This window comes from Mucilaginibacter sp. GW822-FHT03E02, assembly GCF_058801545.1.
On sequence record NZ_JBXANJ010000001.1, the window covers coordinates 5,885,383 to 5,903,980 of the forward strand.

17 protein-coding genes are annotated in these 18,598 nt (G+C 42.8%); 8 read left to right on the top strand and 9 right to left on the bottom strand.

Features of this window, described 5'->3' with window-relative positions; genetic code table 11:
* Positions 1-5 precede the first annotated feature (5 nt).
* Positions 6-182 (top strand): hypothetical protein, encoded by a 177-nt coding sequence (locus tag AC1RM2_RS24485; RefSeq protein WP_492987743.1) that lies wholly within the window; start codon positions 6-8, stop codon positions 180-182.
* Between the two features lie 144 nt (positions 183-326).
* Positions 327-710 carry a hypothetical protein gene (locus tag AC1RM2_RS24490; protein WP_492987744.1) on the top strand — a complete coding sequence of 128 codons (384 nt, stop codon included), beginning with the start codon at positions 327-329 and terminating at the stop codon, positions 708-710.
* 65 nt (positions 711-775) lie between these two features.
* Here the strand turns inward: AC1RM2_RS24490 and AC1RM2_RS24495 are convergent, their stop codons facing one another.
* From AC1RM2_RS24495 to AC1RM2_RS24505, 3 genes are all read right to left on the bottom strand, one after another.
* Positions 776-1,273 carry a YcxB family protein gene (locus AC1RM2_RS24495; RefSeq protein WP_492987745.1) on the bottom strand — a complete coding sequence of 166 codons (498 nt, stop codon included), beginning with the start codon at positions 1,271-1,273 and terminating at the stop codon, positions 776-778.
* Between the two features lie 21 nt (positions 1,274-1,294).
* On the bottom strand, positions 1,295-2,197 hold the full coding sequence (locus AC1RM2_RS24500; RefSeq protein ID WP_492987746.1) for a nucleotidyltransferase family protein: 903 nt from the start codon (positions 2,195-2,197) through the stop codon (positions 1,295-1,297).
* Between the two features lie 95 nt (positions 2,198-2,292).
* A complete protein-coding gene (locus tag AC1RM2_RS24505; RefSeq protein ID WP_147056590.1) occupies positions 2,293-3,408 on the bottom strand; it encodes a M42 family metallopeptidase in 1,116 nt (371 codons plus the stop codon).
* Between the two features lie 266 nt (positions 3,409-3,674).
* Here AC1RM2_RS24505 and AC1RM2_RS24510 point away from each other — a divergent pair, with 266 nt between their 5' ends.
* Positions 3,675-4,589 carry a DUF6340 family protein gene (locus AC1RM2_RS24510; protein ID WP_492987747.1) on the top strand — a complete coding sequence of 305 codons (915 nt, stop codon included), beginning with the start codon at positions 3,675-3,677 and terminating at the stop codon, positions 4,587-4,589.
* 233 nt (positions 4,590-4,822) lie between these two features.
* Here the strand turns inward: AC1RM2_RS24510 and AC1RM2_RS24515 are convergent, their stop codons facing one another.
* Both AC1RM2_RS24515 and AC1RM2_RS24520 read right to left on the bottom strand, forming a co-directional pair.
* The gene (locus AC1RM2_RS24515) at positions 4,823-5,263 is read right to left on the bottom strand and encodes a GNAT family N-acetyltransferase (RefSeq protein WP_492987748.1); all 441 of its coding nucleotides are present in this window, start codon (positions 5,261-5,263) and stop codon (positions 4,823-4,825) included.
* A 253-nt stretch (positions 5,264-5,516) separates the two neighbouring features.
* Positions 5,517-7,058, bottom strand: coding sequence for an acyl-CoA carboxylase subunit beta (locus AC1RM2_RS24520; RefSeq protein ID WP_492987749.1), 1,542 nt, complete (start codon positions 7,056-7,058; stop codon positions 5,517-5,519).
* Positions 7,059-7,229: 171 nt separating this feature from the next.
* Here AC1RM2_RS24520 and AC1RM2_RS24525 point away from each other — a divergent pair, with 171 nt between their 5' ends.
* The 5 genes from AC1RM2_RS24525 to can all read left to right on the top strand — a co-directional run bounded on the left by AC1RM2_RS24525 (position 7,230) and on the right by can (position 11,792).
* Positions 7,230-7,499 (top strand): hypothetical protein, encoded by a 270-nt coding sequence (locus AC1RM2_RS24525; RefSeq protein ID WP_492987750.1) that lies wholly within the window; start codon positions 7,230-7,232, stop codon positions 7,497-7,499.
* 77 nt (positions 7,500-7,576) lie between these two features.
* On the top strand, positions 7,577-9,181 hold the full coding sequence (locus AC1RM2_RS24530) for a SulP family inorganic anion transporter (RefSeq protein WP_492987751.1): 1,605 nt from the start codon (positions 7,577-7,579) through the stop codon (positions 9,179-9,181).
* 94 nt (positions 9,182-9,275) lie between these two features.
* The gene (locus tag AC1RM2_RS24535) at positions 9,276-9,998 is read left to right on the top strand and encodes a carbonic anhydrase (protein ID WP_492987752.1); all 723 of its coding nucleotides are present in this window, start codon (positions 9,276-9,278) and stop codon (positions 9,996-9,998) included.
* 354 nt (positions 9,999-10,352) lie between these two features.
* Positions 10,353-11,099 carry a YoaK family protein gene (locus AC1RM2_RS24540; RefSeq protein WP_090653151.1) on the top strand — a complete coding sequence of 249 codons (747 nt, stop codon included), beginning with the start codon at positions 10,353-10,355 and terminating at the stop codon, positions 11,097-11,099.
* Between the two features lie 30 nt (positions 11,100-11,129).
* Positions 11,130-11,792, top strand: coding sequence for a carbonate dehydratase (gene can, locus AC1RM2_RS24545; protein WP_492987753.1), 663 nt, complete (start codon positions 11,130-11,132; stop codon positions 11,790-11,792).
* 95 nt (positions 11,793-11,887) lie between these two features.
* Here can and AC1RM2_RS24550 read toward each other — a convergent pair whose 3' ends face one another.
* The 4 genes from AC1RM2_RS24550 to AC1RM2_RS24565 all read right to left on the bottom strand — a co-directional run bounded on the left by AC1RM2_RS24550 (position 11,888) and on the right by AC1RM2_RS24565 (position 18,511).
* Positions 11,888-12,586, bottom strand: a complete 699-nt coding sequence (locus AC1RM2_RS24550; RefSeq protein ID WP_492987754.1) for a head GIN domain-containing protein — start codon at positions 12,584-12,586, stop codon at positions 11,888-11,890.
* Between the two features lie 136 nt (positions 12,587-12,722).
* Positions 12,723-13,853, bottom strand: coding sequence for an efflux RND transporter periplasmic adaptor subunit (locus AC1RM2_RS24555; protein WP_492987755.1), 1,131 nt, complete (start codon positions 13,851-13,853; stop codon positions 12,723-12,725).
* Positions 13,846-17,091, bottom strand: a complete 3,246-nt coding sequence (locus AC1RM2_RS24560) for an efflux RND transporter permease subunit (protein WP_492987756.1) — start codon at positions 17,089-17,091, stop codon at positions 13,846-13,848. The genes AC1RM2_RS24555 and AC1RM2_RS24560 overlap by 8 nt, the downstream gene beginning before the upstream one ends.
* Before the next feature lie 19 nt (positions 17,092-17,110).
* Positions 17,111-18,511 (bottom strand): TolC family protein, encoded by a 1,401-nt coding sequence (locus AC1RM2_RS24565; protein ID WP_492987757.1) that lies wholly within the window; start codon positions 18,509-18,511, stop codon positions 17,111-17,113.
* Positions 18,512-18,598 lie beyond the last annotated feature (87 nt).

Sequence of the window (18,598 nt, forward strand, 5' to 3'; positions counted from 1 at the left end):
TTAACATGCCGGTGCAATTTATAACAAGGCACAAAAAAGCAACGCCATTAAGTTTCAATAGTTTTTATAAAAGTAAAGTAGCCAATTATGCCCTCATAACCGATGAACACCAAAAACGCATCGATGAACAGCTGATATTGAACTATAAAGCCACGCTGAGCAACCGGAATGTGGATTTTTAGCAGTTTGCAGATCATTATAAGCCGTTGGTCTATAACTACTTATAGATGGTCTATTTGGTTTTAACAACTGCAAAAGATGTTGTTGTTTTGGATATTGAAAATAACAAACACATTTAAAAACAACATTTAAAAAATAAAAAGATCATGAAAAATTCAATCAAATTATCAGCATTATTCTTGTTATTAAGCGCAGGCATTTTTACTTCAGCTGCTGCCAATGCCAAAGGCCATACCGAAAAAAGTAAAGATGTAATCACTGTATCATCATTAAAACATGATCGTGGTGTTGCGGTAATCATTTCAAAATCTGAAGCCAGCAAATCATATGTAACCATTTTCGACCAGGCAAATAACATCTTGATGGAAGACTTTTTGCCCAGCAAAGTTGAGGTAGAAAAAGGCTATGTGCTAACCAGCCTTGATAACGGCGATTATAAATTCGAGATTAAATCAAACGACCAGGTGGTTATAAAAACCGTGCATGTTTACGATGAAAACAACAAAAAAAGATTCTTCTTTATTGACTAATCCGAATAAAATTTTAAACAAAAAAATCCCGCGATGAGCGGGATTTTTTTGTTTAAAAACGTGTGTTAAGCTTTAATATCTGACATATGTTTTTGGGTAAATACTAATCGCTTTATTTCCAGAAGATCGTTTTCATGAATTTTCTCTTTTGGGAAATATAAATAATGAAGCTTGTTAAGGTAAACAACTACCCATTTTTTATTGTCTTCTATCTTGAAAATATTTTCCCAACCAAGAGTAAGTGAAGAAGAACGTTTTTTTATCTCTATGCCACTATCGTCAATTTTCCAATGTGACTCTTCTTCAACCGAAGCTGTAGTTTTATATGCCCGTTTAAGGCGGATATAAAATACTAACACGATAACAGCAAATATTAAAATTAGCGCCCCCCATCCCTTAACAACATCCTGGAAAGCCAGTTTTCCCTTTAAGAATAGTGCAACCTGGCTTAAAAGTACATAGCCTAACAAAGCTATGGTCCAATAAGAAGTATAAAATCTTCTCAATAACATGTTTAAAGATGACTTCAGGCTTGATTTGTAAGTAAAAGTTACCGTTTGCATGTTGATTTCAGAAAATTCGACTTAATCCCAAAGCGTAGCCGGGTAGGTGCCATTGGCAACCAGGTCCGAAATGCATTTTTGTACAATAGGTTTATCTTCTTTATAAGTAACGCCAAACCATTTTGCACCGGTTGGGATAACTTTAAATGATGCTACATTCCCTTTTATCAGTTTATCAGCTACCAAAGGGATAAAAAATTCTGATTTTGGATTGTTTTCATTGGCGGCAACAAATTCTCTGAACATATCTTCGCTTTGGCCGAAAACTGCCGGCGTAAAGCCCCAGAAATTCATAGATACACGGGTATCATTGCTTAATGCGTGCTCACCCGTAGCATCTTTGTATGCCACGCTGCCATCTTCTTTAAAGTAAACTTCGGTACGCTCATTAATTTCAACCATGTTGCCGGCGTCATCAACTTTACAAACACCGCGCGATACCGATCCGTAGTCAGACAATGTTCTGTCAATTTGGTAACCTATTAATGAGTAAGTATCATCAGTAACCTCGGTAGTTAAAAATTTGGCCATTTTTTCAAATGAGTCGTAACCATAAAAATCGTCGGCGTTAATAACGCAAAAAGGCTCATTGATTTGGTTACGTGCTGCAAGCACCGCATGAGCGGTACCCCAGGGTTTTGCGCGTTCAATTTCTTTATCAATGCCAAATGGTTTCAGGTCGAAACTTTGAAACACGTAATCGGTTTCAATGCGGCCCTGTAGTTTGGGTTCAAAAATAGCTTTAAAATTATCGGCAAATTCTTCGCGGATGATAAAGCTTACCTTACCAAAACCTGCTTTTATAGCATCATAAATTGAATAATCGATTATGGTTTCTCCGTTGGGGCCAAAGCCGTCAACCTGTTTCATACTGCCGTAACGGCTGGCCATACCAGCGGCCAAAATAAGTAGCGTGGGTTTCATAAGGATGTATATGTGGGGTACTTAGTTGCTAATATTATATTTTATTAATAGAATAAGGAAATGGTTTAAAATCGAATTTGTTTTAACCTGTTTAGTTATTTGATGTACCTGAAATCCTGGCCGGCTGTAATGTTTAACAGTGTTTCGTAAATTAAACGGATAACATTATCTACATCCTGTTTGTGAATCATCTCTACCGTGGTATGCATATAACGTAGTGGCAAAGAGATTAATGCTGAGGGTACACCGTCATTTGAGTAAGCAAAAGCATCTGTATCGGTACCTGTTGACCGCGAGGAGGCCTGGCGCTGGAAAGGAATTTCGGCTTTTTGAGCGGTTTCTATCAGTAATTTATTCAGATTATTTTGTACAGCCGGGGCGTATGATACTACCGGACCGCGGCCGCAAGCCAGGTCGCCCTGTGTAATCTTGTTAATCATCGGTGTTTGGGTATCGTGGGTTACATCGGTAACAATTGCCACGTTCGGTTTTATTTTATGAGCTATCATTTCGGCGCCACGCAAACCAATCTCTTCCTGTACCGCATTTACAATGTATAGGCCAAAAGGTAGTTTAATGTTGTTTTCCTTTAACAAGCGGGCAACTTCCGCAATCATGAAACCACCGGCGCGGTTATCCAAAGCGCGGCCAACATAATAGCGATCGTTAAGGATCATAAACTCATCCTCATAAGTGATAACGCAACCTACGTGAATGCCCAATTTTTCAACCTCTTCCTTTGATGTGCACCCACAATCTAAAAAGATGTTTTTAAGCGTCGGGGCCTCTTCTTTATCGCCGCCTGTGCGGGTGTGAATTGCCGGCCAGCCAAATACCGCTTTTACAATACCATTATCGGTGTGGATGTTTACCCGTTTTGAAGGCGCTATCTGGTGATCTGACCCGCCATTACGGATTACATATATCAAACCATCGTTGGTAATGTAGTTTACAAACCATGAAATTTCATCGGCATGTGCTTCAATAACAACCTTATAATCGGCCTTTGGGTTAATGATACCAACCGCGGTGCCATAGTTATCTACATAATGCGTATCGATGTATGGTTTTAGGTATTCCAACCATAATTCCTGGCCTTTCCATTCAAAACCGGTAGGCGAGGGGTTGTTAATATATTTTTCGAAAAAAGACAGTGAAGTTTCGTTTACAACTGAAATATGCGGAGTGGGATCTGATTTCTTTTTAGCCATGTTGTTTGAGTAACCTATAATAAGCAATAAAGCAAATATAATAAAGCCATTGATATTGCCTCAAAATAACTTGCCATAATGGAAATAAATTGATGTTTTTATTGTTAATTTAATATCTCTACATCGGGAATTCATGTTTTTTTTAATTCATAGGGCAATTAAACCTTTTCATTATTTTTTTGTCATTAACTGTATGCCTTACAGTAATCTGTAAGTATGGGATATTTACAATATTTTTGAATTTTGATACCTTAATAAACCCCATCGTGAAACGATTTGCGCCTTTTTTTATCCTGATTGTTGTTTTTTTTACGTCCTGCAGCATACCTCAATACGTTACCGTACCTGTTAATTATGGCCCTAAAATGAGTTTTAGCCGCGATAGCACTACAATAGTTGTGGTAAACCGTTATCAGCCCGATTCTCTTAAGATCAGGGATTACAGGCGAATAAATGTTTTGAAAAAAATGGCAGTTGTATCGCTCCAAACGGCCGCCGACCAGCTGAAATATTTAAAAGGGGTACACATCATCAATCTTGTCGATTCGGTGAATTACGCTGTAAATACCGACTCGGTTAAGTTTTTGGCTGCCGCGAATAAAGCAAATTACGTTTTAGTACTTAACGATATTACTGCGGGCATTTACCCCGAAACGGTATATTACAATGGTGTTCCATCTAATTATTACGCTACTAAAATAAAAACCAGCCTGTCGTTATTTGAGAGTAATGGAGTTTATTCGAAGAAGCTTTCGGGTATGGCCGAAGTGCCGCAGGATGAAGTTTATTCGGGTGGTTTTGCCTCTTTATTTTACCGTCCATCGTACAGGAGCAGTGTGCCGGCTATAACAACGGCCACCCGCGATGCTACCCTTGATGCCTTAAAAGATTATTTGCCTTTCTCGATATCAAATGAACGACCATTGTATGCCGATGGCGGGCAGCTCGAATCGTCGGTGATGCAAATTAAAGCCGGTAAATTTGATGTAGCTTTTAAAATTTTGAACCCGCTGATAGATGGCGCCGATGCCAAACTGGCCAGCAAAGCAGCCTATAACCTTGCTGTAGTTTACGAAGCCCAGGGCGATATTGACGAGGCACTTAAAACCGCCAAACTATCCAACCAAAAACACCCGAATGATTACGCCAAAGCAATAATTGTGGATTTGATGAAGGAGTAGGGGATTTCGGAATTCGGATTTGAGATTTCGGATTTGTGAATGAGCAGATGATTTGCAATTTGTTTTTGTCTGAACTCGGATTAAGCAGATTTTTTGGATTTGATTTGCATGCGGTCATCTTGGATTAGTAAATGTCTTTATCAATCCCAGGGCGCAAAATCCAAAAAATCTGACAAATCTGTTTAATCCCGGTTCAGAAACATCTGCACATCTGAAATCTGCACATCTACAGCCTACAACTCCTTCTCCAGTATCTCGTAGTCAAAGCCATTTTTAGAAAACAGCTGCCCGGTGTGTTTAAAATCAAATTTGAGGTAAAAGCCGATTGCGGATACCCGTGCATTGCACCACAGGCGTTTGCCACCGTTTTTTATCGAAAAATCGGTAATGTAATTAAACAACCGCCCGCCAACACCCATACCTTGCATTGATTCGTCAATGGCAAACTTGCGGAACTGGAAATCATCACCTTTTTGGAATAGCGATACCACGCCAACAACTGCATTATCCTTAAAAGCGGCAAAGTGAAGGCCGCTATTGTCCTCGTCCATTTCCATTTCATAAAGTTTTTGGTTAGGGTATAAAACCCGCTGCCGCAACCGCCAGGTAAGTTCAGGACGGATTTGTTCGATTGATATTTCGGATTTCGGATGTTCGATTTCGGAATTATTCATTTTTGATTGGCAATATAAATTTATCTAACATGGTGGACAGACATTTGAATGTGCTAAATTGCACAAAGCATCATTTTAGTGTTAACCATGAAAAAATATAATATATTGATTATTAGATATTTATAAATAATTTATCTAAAATATGTTAAGTTATGTTAACCCAGTTTATATGTTTTTGCTCCGTGATTATGCCTGTATAACTTGCAATTCAAGATCAAAAATAAATCCGAAATTGAACATCCTCAATCCCAAATCACAAAGGGATATTTCCATGTTTTTTCCTGGGGTTATAGACCACTTTATTCTCCAGCATTTTAAAGGCGTGGATGAGTTTAAGGCGGGTTTCGGCGGGCTCAATTACTTCATCAATAAATCCGCGTTCGGCAGCTCGGTAGGGGTTGGCAAAGGTGTCTGAATATAATTGCTCTTTTTCTTTCCATTTAGCCTCCTTGTCTTCGGCTGTGCTTATTTCCCGTTTAAAAATAATTTCGGCAGCGCCTTTGGCGCCCATCACAGCAATCTCGGCCGATGGCCAGGCATAGTTCATATCGGCGCCAATGTGTTTAGAGTTCATCACATCGTAGGCACCGCCATAGGCTTTGCGGGTAATTACGGTAACACGCGGAACGGTAGCCTCGCAAAAGGCATAAAGCAGTTTGGCGCCGTTGGTGATAATGGCATTCCATTCCTGGTCGGTACCTGGTAAAAAGCCGGGTACATCTTCAAATACCAGCAAAGGTATATTGAAGCTATCGCAAAAGCGCACAAATCGGGCAGCCTTGGTTGAGCTGTTGATATCCAATACCCCGGCCAAAAATGCAGGCTGATTGGCAACAATGCCTATGCTGCGGCCGGCAAGACGGGCAAAGCCAACAACAATATTTTCGGCAAAATCTTTATGGATCTCCAAAAACGAGCCTGTATCAATAACATGATCAATAATTTCGCGGATATCATAAGGGGTTGATGCTATTTCGGGCAAAAGTGTATTTAATTCGGGGCGAAGCTCGTTTCCAATATCATAAGGCAGGGCAGGGGCCCTGTCCTCGCAATTCTGGGGCATATAGCTTAGCAGTTTTTTGATGTTTTGGATAGCCTCAATCTCGTTAGCACAGGCAAAATGGGTAACGCCCGATTTGGTGGCATGGGTTGTTGCACCGCCCAGTTCTTCGGATGTTACAATTTCATGGGTAACCGTTTTTACCACATTCGGCCCGGTTACAAACATATATGAGGTATGCTCAACCATTAAAATAAAATCGGTAATGGCCGGGGAGTACACCGCACCTCCCGCACAAGGGCCCATAATTGCCGAAATTTGAGGCACCACACCCGATGCCATGGTGTTTTTATAAAATATATCGGCATAGCCGCCTAAGGATACAACCCCTTCCTGGATGCGGGCGCCGCCAGAATCATTAAGGCCTACAACCGGTGCGCCGTTTTTTATCGCCAGGTCCATGATCTTCACAATCTTTTCGGCATGTGTTTCTGACAATGAGCCGCCGAAAACGGTAAAATCCTGCGAAAAAACATAAACCAATCGCCCGTTAATAGTGCCATAACCGGTTACAACACCATCGCCGGGGTATTTTTCTTTCTCCATCCCAAAATCTGTGGAACGATGAGAAACCAGCATGCCAATCTCCTGGAACGAGCCTTCGTCCATTAAAAAATGGAGCCGCTCACGTGCTGTTAATTTCCCTTTTTTATGCTGACTTTCAATACGTACCGCACCACCGCCTTCAAATGCCTTCTGGCGTTTTTGTCTTAATACTCCGAGCTTTTTATTCACAATTCAGGTTGTTTGTAACATGCTAAAAATAGTAATTAAATTGTAAGATGTACATAAAACTGCTGTGACATGCTTTCCCACGGGGGAATTTTGATTATATTTGTGACAATGAAGGTCAGGAAATTCAAAATACTGGTAGTTGCAATGTTTATGGGGGTCTTTATGTTAAAGATGGCCTTATCACTTGCCCCTGTATTTTTATATCTTGACAGCAAGGCCATGAGTGCCGTGATTATGCAGCTGGAGCAGGAATCAAAAGGCGAAAAGGATACACCCGATAAGGATGTGTTTAAAGAGAAAAAGGTTTTTGACGAGTACGATTTACACAGTATTGATTTCATTACTTTTGTTGCAGAAACTAAAGTGCTCCACAACCTGGAGCATGCCCTGTATATACAAACCTACCACCCGGTAGTGCCAACTCCCCCGCCCAACGTTTAAATGATTTAACCGGATATTTCTTATCCGGGCTGTAACGCTTTACAATTCATTTAAATTTTTATTCAAACACATTTCTTATGTCAATTAAGCAAGGTGGATTTGCCATGGGCAATCTTAACCTAAAAAAATACTTTTTGCCCAAAAACTTAAAACGCGATCTTCCGGCCAGTCTGGTTGTATTCCTGGTAGCGTTACCCTTATGTCTTGGTATAGCTTTAGCATCGGGCGCACCATTATTTGCCGGTGTGCTTACCGGTATCATTGGCGGTGTAGTTGTAGGCTCGTTGAGTGGTTCGCAGCTTAGCGTGGCCGGCCCGGCCGCTGGTTTAACCGTTATTGTATTAAACGCAATAACCAGCCTGGGTGCATATGAGACATTTTTATTGGCGCTTGTACTTGCCGGCATTTTTCAGATTTTGCTGGGTCTTTTAAAGGCCGGAACGATAGCCAATTACTTTCCGTCGGCGGTAATTGAAGGCATGCTGGCCGCTATCGGCATTATCCTGATCATGAAGCAGTTTCCGCACGCGGTGGGCTATGATGCCGATTTTGAGGGCGATGAAGGCTTTAACCAGGCCGATGAACACAATAGTTTTTCGGGTGTGCTGGGCGCGTTGAGTAAAATTAACTACGGGGCAGTAATTATCAGCATAGTTTCATTGGCTTTGATGATATATTGGCCAAAATTTAAAAAAATGGCTATGGTGCCTGCGCCTTTATTGGTTGTACTGGCGGGCATTGGCTTAAGCCTGGCTTTTAAAAATACGGGTTTGGCACTACTTGATAAGCAATTTGTACGCATACCTATTGTAAACAGCAGTACGGAGTTTTTTGCCCTTTTTAAAACCGCAGATTTTAGCAGCATTGGCAATAAACAGGTTTGGATAACCGCCTTTACAATTGCCGTGGTTGCCAGCCTTGAAACTTTGCTCAGTTTGGAAGCCGTTGATAAGATAGATCCAATTAAACGCATCTCGCCAACTAACCGCGAGCTTGTAGCCCAGGGGATAGGTAACATTACCAGCGGCCTTTTAGGCGGTTTACCTATGACAGCTGTTATTGTTCGGTCGTCTGCCAACGTTAATTCGGGCGCGCGTACCAAAACCAGCGCCGTGGTTCACGGCTTACTTTTATTAATATCGCTGTTGTTTATCCCGGTATTAATCAATTTAATCCCCTTATCCTGTTTGGCGGCTATCCTGCTCATGACAGGGTATAAGCTGGCGCGTATTGCCCTGTTTAAACACATGTGGCACCAGGGACTTAGCCAGTTTATTCCGTTTGTGGTAACCATTGTGGCCGTTGTTTTAACCGACCTGTTGATAGGTGTTGGCATTGGTATGCTTGTAGGTATCTTTTACATACTCCGCACCAATTTACGCAACCCGTATTTTTACCAGATTACTAAAAACGGCGATAAAAAGGTGATCAGGATTAAACTGGCCGAAGAGGTATCCTTTTTAAATAAAGCGGCCATACAAATTACGCTTACCAGCCTGCCAAGCGGAACCGATGTGATCATCGACGGCTCCAACTCGCGTTACATAGATCCGGATGTACTGGAGATCATCCATAATTATAAGCACAATGCCTATACCAAGGGGATAGTAGTGCAACTGCTTGAAATAAAGGACAAGTACGATGTACCTCCTTTAAAAGAATTAATGTATAACCCTAATTAGTTTTGGGTATTGAGTTATCAGTTTTGAGTTGTGGCACATCGCCGTTAAGCAGATTTAGCAATACCAGTAATTAACAAAAAAAAAGAAAAACATCATGGCACTTATAGAAAATAAAAAGAACGATAAACCGGTAATTGATACCACCAATATAAAACTGGCCCAGGCCGATAGTTATAAAGCGCTTATTCGGGGCAATGCCGAGTGGGTTGATAAAAAGTTAAAAGAAGACAGCAACTTTTTTACTAACCTGGCTAAAGGCCAGTCGCCACAGGTATTGTGGATAGGCTGCTCAGACAGCCGTGTACCTGCCAACGAGGTTACGGGCACCAAAGCGGGCGAGGTATTTGTACATCGGAATATCGCGAATGTATGTGTACACTCGGATATGAACATGTTGAGTGTGCTGGATTATGCCGTTAACGTACTCAAAGTAAAGCATGTGATAGTTGCCGGTCATTACGGCTGCGGCGGCGTGGCTGCGGCAATGAGTAACAAACAATTTGGCTTAATTGATAACTGGCTGCGCCATATTAAAGATGTGTACCGCCTGCACAGTCATGAGCTTGACCGTATTACCGACGAAACCCAAAAGCAAAACCGGTTGGTGGAACTGAATGTAAGTGAGCAGGTGTACAACCTGTGCAAAACATCAATTATCCAAAATGCCTGGATGGAGCGCCACGACCTGGAAGTACACGGTTGGGTAATAGATTTAGGTACCGGTTTGGTGAAGGACATTAAAGTGAGCAGCAGCAGTCCGCATAATTTAGGTTATGTGTATGAGCTGGATAGCATCGAAGCTGTGGCCTCGCACTAATTTTTTGTTTGATTGAAATAGCCTCCCTTTGTTTGATTGGCATCTGGGGTTTATTATGTTTGATTAGCCCCGGCGCATGAAAATGGCCGGGGTTTTTTAGCCTCACCTAAATCCTCTCCAAAGGAGAGGACTTTGATTTTCATATTAGATAGAAAGGGGGGTATTAAATCTCCAGTTGATACGATTATTTGAGGATAACCTTTTCAAACCACTAACCTTATTTTAAAGTCTTGTTCTTTGAAGAGGATGATCGCAGTTTAATATTTTTTGTACTCATGAAAGCTTCTTTGTTTAGGAGAGGCTTTTGATTTTTTTATACTATTTTTAACCGTTGGTTATAAACAACGGCTATCTATGCTAAGGCAATCGAAAGAAGAACGCACACTTAAACAAAATTTATTGCTGGCGTCGTCAACGGCTTTTGTCTCGGGTGTTACCAACGTGGCTGGTATGGTTGCGTTTTTGGCCTTTACATCCAACATTACCGGCCATGTGGCCAACCTGGCCAAGCATATTGTGGAGCAAAACTTCAGGGAGATCATCGTATTTGTAATTTGGCTGCTGCTGTTTTTTGCCGGCGCCTTTTTATCTAACTTTATTGTGCGTTCGCTGGAGTATAAGAGCAGGTACAAGGCGCATTCTACACCAATAATTATCGAGATCGTTCTGCTCTTATTCGTGGCTATTTACGGACATAATTTTTATAAAGAGACTGACCTGGAACGCGAAATAGTTATAGGTGTTATTATCTTTTGTATGGGCTTGCAAAATAGCCTGGTATCCACCATATCTGGCGGGTTGATAAAATCAACCCATTTAACCGGCTTGTTTACCGACCTGGGGGGCGATGTTTCAGAATGGGTACATCCTAATGTAGAGAAAACAACGGTTATCCGAAATAAGATTATCGTTCGGCTAACGGTGCTTTCTTTTTATTTTATCGGGGCCATTGCCGGCGGATTTTTATTTAATCTGTACGATTTTGCAATTTTTTACTTCATTCCATTAATTTTGCTTACGATATTATATTATGATTTATCGCCCGTAGCGCTGCACAAAATAACGCGTTTGTTTTGGGCCGATAAAGGCAGATCGATATAAAAACTATCTAACAATAATCTACGAAAAACTATGTGTGCCAAAAAATTAATACACGACACAAGCCATATTACTTACGAAAGCCTTTTAGAAGGTAATGAGCAATTTATTGCCGATGCTTTGGCCGAAGATCCTGACTATTTTAAAAAATTGGCCAACGGCCAAACACCGCCGGTACTTTGGATAGGTTGCGCTGATAGCCGGGTACCTGCAAACCAGATTACCAATACATCGCCGGGCGAAATATTTGTACACCGTAACATTGCCAATATGGTGATACACTCGGATATGAATATGTTATCGGTATTGGATTATGCGGTAAATGTGTTGAAAGTAAAACACGTTATTGTAACAGGCCATTACGGTTGCGGAGGTGTTATTGCCGCTATGAGTAATCACGAATTTGGTTTGATAGATAACTGGCTGCGCCACATTAAAGATGTTTACCGCCTGCATGCAGAGGAACTTGACGCTATTGAAAATGAGCAGGAGCGTACCAATCGCCTGGTTGAATTAAATGTGGTTGAAAACGTTTATAACCTTTGCAAAACCTCCATAGTGCAAAATGCCTGGAAAAATGGGCAGCCGCTGGCCGTACACGGCTGGGTATACAGCATAAGTACCGGCAAAATTAAAGATATGAAAGTGAGTACCAGTGACAATGCCAATTTAGGCGATGTATTTAAGTTTGAATAAGCAGGAGCACAACTGCTTCTATAAAATAATTTCAAACAGAAAGGGCTGTCACATTTGCGATAGCCCTTTCTGTTTAAAAACAAATGAATATATTTTTAGTCGACTTTACTTACCCTGCCCGAACCTGCATAGCGTGTTTCGCCTGTTGTTGCATTGCCCGAGTAAAGTACACTGCCCGAACCTGCTATACGGGCCGAAACCGTTTTATTGGCGATGATATTGACACTACCCGAGCCGGCAATCCTGGCTTCTACAGTTTCGGTTTTTAGTTCTTTGCCATTTACCTCGCCAGATCCGGCTATGTTTACATCGGCCAGGCCGGTGCTTCCTTTAATATCTATAGAGCCAGATCCGCTTAAACGTAAATCAAGTGTTGATGACTTAACTGCTGTTTTAACATTACCCGAACCGCTCAATGCTACTTTGGCGTTATTGCCGGTTAATACGCCATCTACGGTTAAATTGCCCGACCCGCTGTTGGCCAAATATTTTAACGTTTTAGCCGTTATATAAATATTGGCGCGTTTGATATTGTTGTGCTTGTTCCAATGATCTTTAAATTCAACCATCAGTACGCCGTCCTCAACTTCGGTTTTAATATCGTTCACCACATCGGCATCTACGTCAAGCTTAATGCTTTCTGTGCCGTCAATTTTTATAAACACATTGAACGGGCCGCCGCAGGCAATACCTGTATAGCCCGATACATTTCGTGTAACCACTTGCGCTGATGTATTAACAGCTATGAAAGCGGTAAGCAGCAATGCCATTCCAGAGAAGATAAGTTTTTTCATGATCATCCTTTTTTGTTTATAAGACGCAGCAGGAAATAAAAACGTTGCATGTTTTTCCTGCACGCCCTTCACTTTTCGCCTTTCACCTTTTACCTTTTACCTTTCACCTTTTGCCTTTCGCCGCTCCTCACCAAACTCACTGCTTTTCCTTCACGTTGCTTCCGTTCCTTATTTCATCGCTGGCAACTTTTACCAGTTTATCTCCGGGTTTAAGATCTCCGAATATCTCCATCATATCGCCCGATGTAAGGCCTTTTTTTACATCAACCCACTGCGCTTTATTGTTTACCACTTTAATTACAAACACTTTTTCGGTTGATGTTGCTACCGCTGTTTTGGCTACCACAAAAGTACTGTCGCCATCGGGCAACGGAACGTTAACCTCGGCAAACATATGCGGCAGTAGCTTTTTGCTTTTATTGTAAACATCCATTTCCAAACGTTCGGCTCTCAGTTTTTCATCAAGTGCACCTGCCATACGTTTTACCTGGGCTGTAAATTTTTCATTGGGCAAAGCTTTTATGGTAAAGTTTACTTCGCTTTTATTGCTTAATGATCCGGTGTAGCTTTCTGGCACCGATACCACTAAACGAAGCCTGTTTTGGTCCTGTAAAGTAAACAACGGATCAGATCCTTTACCACCTGGGCCTACATAGGCGCCCAGGTTTACGTTACGGCTGGTGATAACACCATCAAAAGGGGCCCTTATCTCCAGGTAAGCCAGGTTAGCTGATACTTCTTTTAAGGCAGATTTTGCAGCTTCTACGTTAGCCATATCCGCATTCTTTTTAGCTTCGGCCTGTTCCAGGTCGTTAAGCGAGATAGTTCCGGGGGTTTTGCTGGTGCTTACCAACCTGTCATAAGTTGCTTTGCTGGCATAGTAAACAGCCTCATATTGCTTAATGCGCGATTGCGCACCTGCAAGTTGTGAGTTTATTTCGGGCGCCTCTAACACCACCAGCAACTGGCCTGCATGTACTTCAGACCCTATATCAACTAAAAGTTTTTTAACATAACTGTTAACTTTTGCATAAAGGTCAACCTGCTGGTAAGGAATCAACTCACCGGGGATGGAAATGCTGCTGCTTAATTTACCTTTGGCTACAGTCACCAGTTCAACGGTTGGTGTTTCGGCGGCTGCCTGCGTTTGCTCTTCAGCCTGCTGGTCCTGTTTTTCCTTATCATCAGAGTGGCAAGCACTTAATGAGCTTAAAGCAATAGCAAAAGCGGCAAGGATAAGTATCGGTTTATTTTTAAATTTATTCATGATGATGTAAAGGGACATAAAATTTACTTTCTTTATCTTCTGGGTCTAACGAAACGGATTGGGTTGTGGCATCGGCTTGTACCCAGGCAAAAACCAGTGGTAATACCAGCAAAGCGGCAAAGGTTGAAGCTATAAGCCCGCCAATAACTGCCCGGCCTAATGGCGATGTTTGATCGCCCCCTTCGCCCAGACCCGATGCCATGGGCACCATTCCTACAATCATGGCCAAACTGGTCATCAAAATAGGGCGTAAACGAAGTGCAACCGCCTCGCGGGCCGATTTTAATGCATCGCCATTATGCTTGCGTAATTCTTCGGCGTTGGTTATCAGTAATACCGCGTTGGAGATGGACACACCTACCGACATGATCATACCCATGTACGATTGCAGGTTAAGCGTTGATCCCATTATTTTTACCAAAAACAACGATCCAAACAATACAGCCGGTACGGTAGATAATACAACCAGCGACATTTTAAACGACTGAAAGTTAGCAGCCAGCATCAGGAATATTACCAGGATGGCCACTATCAAGCCCGATTGCAGGCTATCCAGCGTAGCTGTTAGTGTTTGGCTCATACCGCGCATCTCAATAGTTAAACCGCGGGGCGGTTTTCCCAAAGCGTCAATTGCTTTTTGAACATCGTTTGTTGCGGTGCCCAGGTCTTTATTGTATAAGTTGGCCGTTACCGATAGAGTAGGGATAGCGCCGATATTATCGTTTTCGCCATTGGTAACCCCTGTTTTAATATCGGCAACGTCGCCCAGTACCGGGCGGGACTGGTTGGCCAGTACTGGTATCTCGCGCACATCATTCAGGCTGCTCATCTGGTACTCTGGTACCTGTACCTGTACCAGGTAGCTTAGGCCTGCCTTTTCATCAATCCAGTTGTTTTTTTCGGTAAACCTTGATGATGATGTGGAGGCCACCAACGATCGGGAAATGTCGTTCAATCCAACACCCAATTGTGCTGCACGTTGCCTGTCGATATTGATATCGATAGTTGGATAATTAAATGATTGCCCTATTTGTGCGTCGCGCAGGTATTTAATATCCTTTAGCTTATCTAAAATTTTAAAGGCATATTCCTGATTTTGCTTTTTGTTTTTACCGGATAATGCAATTTCGATAGGCGTAGGCGAGCCCTGGCTCAAAATTTTATCGGTAAGTTCTATCGGCTCGAAAGAGAGTTTCACCCCCGGTATTTGTTTAGCTACCTGGTAGCGTATTTTTTCTTTCAAATCATCAAGGTTTACTTTGTAATCCTCGGTTAAGCTTATCTGCATAACTGCCTCCTGCGGGCCGGCCATGAACAGGTATATCGGGTTGGTAGAGAACGACGAGGGGTGCGAACCAACAAATGTGGAGGTGATGGCAATATGGTTTTTGCCCACAATTTCGCCCAATATATGCTGTGCTTTAACCGCGATAAGCTCGGTGCGTTCGAGCCTGGTACCATCCGGGGCACGCAAACGCACCTGGAATGTTCCGGAGTTTACTTTGGGCAATACATCGCGCCCAATGATGTTAAATAGTAAAAAAGCCAAAGCAAATGCGCCTATCACGTATACAGTTACAATAAGTTTGCGGGCCGGCAGCATACGGTCCATCAGGCGCATAAAACTTTCCCTGAACTTGTCAAACCTGGTCGCCTTTTCGCCTGGATGCTCCAACGCCAGCTTCATCGCTTTTTCCTTTTGCTCCCATGGCTCGCCTTCATCCTCCAACGCAAAACCGTCGGGATGGCTATGGTCTTCGTGCTTGTTCACCATAATCCAGTTGGCCATGATGGGTACAAACGTTTGGGCCAAAAAGTAAGAGATGATCATGGAGAAACCGATAGCTAAAGCCAGCGGCAGGAACAATGCGCCCGGAATCCCCGTCATGGTAAAGGCAGGGGCGAAAACCGCCAGGATACAAAACAAGATCAATAATTTGGGGAAGGCTATTTCCTTGCAGGCATCCCAGATAGCCAATGCTTTAGGCTTGCCCATATCAAAATGCTGGTGAATATTCTCTATAGTCACCGTTGATTCATCCACCAGGATCCCGATAGCCAGCGAAAGCCCGCTCAGCGTCATGATATTGATGGTTTGGTGGAACAGCGACAGGAAGAATATTGCCGAGATGATACAGGTTGGGATAGTTAATATTACAATTAACGCACCGCGCCTGTCGCCCAGGAACAGCAATACCATTAAGCCGGTAAGCACCGCGCCAATTGCGCCTTCCTCGGCCAAACTCTTAACAGCGTTTATCACGTAAATCGATTGATCGAATACAAAAGATAGTTTTACATCCGGCGGTACCAAAGCCTGGAACCTTGGTAGTGCCTTCTTCAAATTCTGCACTACCTCCCAGGTTGATGCCGTGGCCGATTTGGTAATAGGCAGGTAAACCGATCGCTTGCCGTTGATAAGAGCGTAACCGTTGGTAATATCAGCCCCATCCTCAATGGTTGCTACATCGCGCATAAATACAGTTTGGATGCCGTTTTTATACAGCGGGATATCCCCAAAATCTTTTACATTTTTTATGGTGGTATTTGATGGCGCCAGGTAATTATAATCGCCTATGCGTACGTTACCTGCAGGGGTATTCTGGTTGTTTTCGCGCAGGGCAGCAACAATCTGATCGGGCGTTAAATTGTGGGTCCTTAATGCAGTCGGGTCTATTTTAATCAATACGGTACGCTGGTTACCTCCAAAGGGAGCAGGTGCAACTAAACCTGGTATTGAGGTAAACGACGAGCGGATATAAACCGAAGCATAATCAAGCAACTCGTTATTGGTACGGGTGGCGCTGCTTAATACCAGCTGGCCAACCGGCAGGGTAGAGGCATCAAACCTGAGAATAAACGGCGGTTGCGACCCCTGCGGAAACGCCGACTGCGCCCTATTGGTGTACGCCGTGACCTCCGCCGCGGCCTGGGCCATGTTGGTACCCTCGTAAAAGGTAACTTTTATCAGTGTTAGGCCCTGTATGTTTTTTGTTTCGATACTTTTCACGCCCGAAACGAAGAGCAGCAGGTTAACATATTGCTTACCAAAGTAAGCCTCCATTTGGTTTGGGGTAAAACCACCGTATGGGTGAGATACATAGATAACCGGCAGGTTCAAATCCGGAAAAATGTCGATCTTGATAGTACGTACCGCATTTATCCCGAAAAAAAACAACCCGGCTACTATAACCAATATGGTAATTGGTTTTTGAAGCGCCCCTTTTATCATTCCCATTATATAATGTGTATCAGTTTTAAAAATTATTAATGAATAAGCCAAAATCGCCGGTAGCGGCGGCTTTGTAAAGCAGCGCCTGCCAAACGTTGTTGGATGCTATGTACTTGTCAACTTCGGCACGGTTTAATGTGTAAAGGGCTTGCGTAAAATCGACGATGTTCGATAGCCCGTTTTTGTACAGTGCGTATTTTTGGGTGTAGGCATCGCTGGCTGCTTTTACTTCAACGGGTACTTCGTTGTAGTTTTTAAGGGCGTTGCTGATGCGGGTTTCGGCCAATGACTGCTGAGCCTGCAGCTGCTGGGCTACCAGGTCATAATCATTTTTATATTGTGCCGATGTGAATTTTTGCGATTCTACCTGGTAATGTGTCCTGAAAATAGTTGTAAAATTCCAAACCATAGCCACACCAAATAAATAATTATAGCGGGTAGGGTCGGCACCGGCACCATAGCTACTGCTGTAACTGCTTTGGTTGGTGCCATAATCGGAGTTAAAGCCCGAGCCGCGGCCCTGGTAAACACCAAACAGGCTAAAGGTGGGCAAGGCAAACGTTTTGAGGTATTTAGCCTGCTCGTCGCTTACGCCTATCCGGTTTTGGAAATAACGTAACGTAGGATGATCTGTAGCCGAAACCGCGCTTTGCGCGGCCAGGGTTGTTGGCGCTTTGGTAATAAAGGCGCTATCCAGTTCAAACTCCTGCGCCGGGATGCCCAAATAAACGGATAGCTGGTTGCTTTGGTCCTGTACTGTCTGCCGGGTGTTGGTTAAAGCTATGCGGGCGTTTGATACTTCGGCGTTAGCCAACGATGAATCAACACCAGCATTAAGGCCGTTTTTTACGCGGGCAACCACCACGGTTTGCAGGTCGATGGCGCGGTTAAGGTTATCCTGCTGTGCTTTTTGCAACTGCTGGGCAGCCAATAAATTAAGATAGGTACTTGCCACGCGTATCTGGTGCTGAAAAGTTTCCTGGCTAAGGTCGGCCTGTTCGCGGTTAACCACCTGGCTTTGCACTTTAACTTTTTCCTTCGCTTTGCCAAAGCTGAAAAAATCCCAGCTTACGTTGCTTAGGTAAAGTGAGCCAAATGCCGAATTCCAGTTCTGCTTAGGTAGTGCAGGGCCCGATGATGCCGCCGAAAGACCATGATAACCATATAGCGGGCCGTTTTGCCCGTTGGCGGTTCCGTAGTCTTGTTGTGCCGAGATGCTTACATCTGGTAGATATTCTGTGCGTGTTTCTTTTAAATATGCCCTGGCAGCGTTTAACTGGTTAGCTTTCGACTTGATGGTACCGTAATTAGCGAGCGCCATTTGTTCAGCATTTTTAATATTGAGAACCTTTTGCTGAGCCTGAGCCTGGATGACATAAAAAACACCTAAAAACAGAAGTAATTGTTTTGAAGGTATCTGTAACATTGTAGTGTAATTTGTACACGGCAAATGTAGATTTATCATATATATTAGAAAAATGAATTAATTTTGTCATAATCATTAGAAAAACTA

Bases quoted from the DNA above. Each gene is read 5' to 3' on its own strand.
- AC1RM2_RS24500 (WP_492987746.1), bottom strand. From the start codon at position 2,197: ATGAAACCCACGCTACTTATTTTGGCCGCTGGTATGGCCAGCCGTTAC.
- AC1RM2_RS24495 (WP_492987745.1), bottom strand. From the start codon at position 1,273: ATGCAAACGGTAACTTTTACTTACAAATCAAGCCTGAAGTCATCTTTA.
- AC1RM2_RS24485 (WP_492987743.1), top strand. From the start codon at position 6: ATGCCGGTGCAATTTATAACAAGGCACAAAAAAGCAACGCCATTAAGT.
- can (WP_492987753.1), top strand. From the start codon at position 11,130: ATGTGTGCCAAAAAATTAATACACGACACAAGCCATATTACTTACGAA.
- AC1RM2_RS24535 (WP_492987752.1), top strand. From the start codon at position 9,276: ATGGCACTTATAGAAAATAAAAAGAACGATAAACCGGTAATTGATACC.
- AC1RM2_RS24555 (WP_492987755.1), bottom strand. From the start codon at position 13,853: ATGAATAAATTTAAAAATAAACCGATACTTATCCTTGCCGCTTTTGCT.
- AC1RM2_RS24525 (WP_492987750.1), top strand. From the start codon at position 7,230: ATGGCCTTATCACTTGCCCCTGTATTTTTATATCTTGACAGCAAGGCC.
- AC1RM2_RS24540 (WP_090653151.1), top strand. From the start codon at position 10,353: ATGCTAAGGCAATCGAAAGAAGAACGCACACTTAAACAAAATTTATTG.
- AC1RM2_RS24515 (WP_492987748.1), bottom strand. From the start codon at position 5,263: ATGAATAATTCCGAAATCGAACATCCGAAATCCGAAATATCAATCGAA.
- AC1RM2_RS24530 (WP_492987751.1), top strand. From the start codon at position 7,577: ATGTCAATTAAGCAAGGTGGATTTGCCATGGGCAATCTTAACCTAAAA.
- AC1RM2_RS24560 (WP_492987756.1), bottom strand. From the start codon at position 17,091: ATGGGAATGATAAAAGGGGCGCTTCAAAAACCAATTACCATATTGGTT.
- AC1RM2_RS24505 (WP_147056590.1), bottom strand. From the start codon at position 3,408: ATGGCTAAAAAGAAATCAGATCCCACTCCGCATATTTCAGTTGTAAAC.
- AC1RM2_RS24565 (WP_492987757.1), bottom strand. From the start codon at position 18,511: ATGTTACAGATACCTTCAAAACAATTACTTCTGTTTTTAGGTGTTTTT.
- AC1RM2_RS24490 (WP_492987744.1), top strand. From the start codon at position 327: ATGAAAAATTCAATCAAATTATCAGCATTATTCTTGTTATTAAGCGCA.
- AC1RM2_RS24550 (WP_492987754.1), bottom strand. From the start codon at position 12,586: ATGAAAAAACTTATCTTCTCTGGAATGGCATTGCTGCTTACCGCTTTC.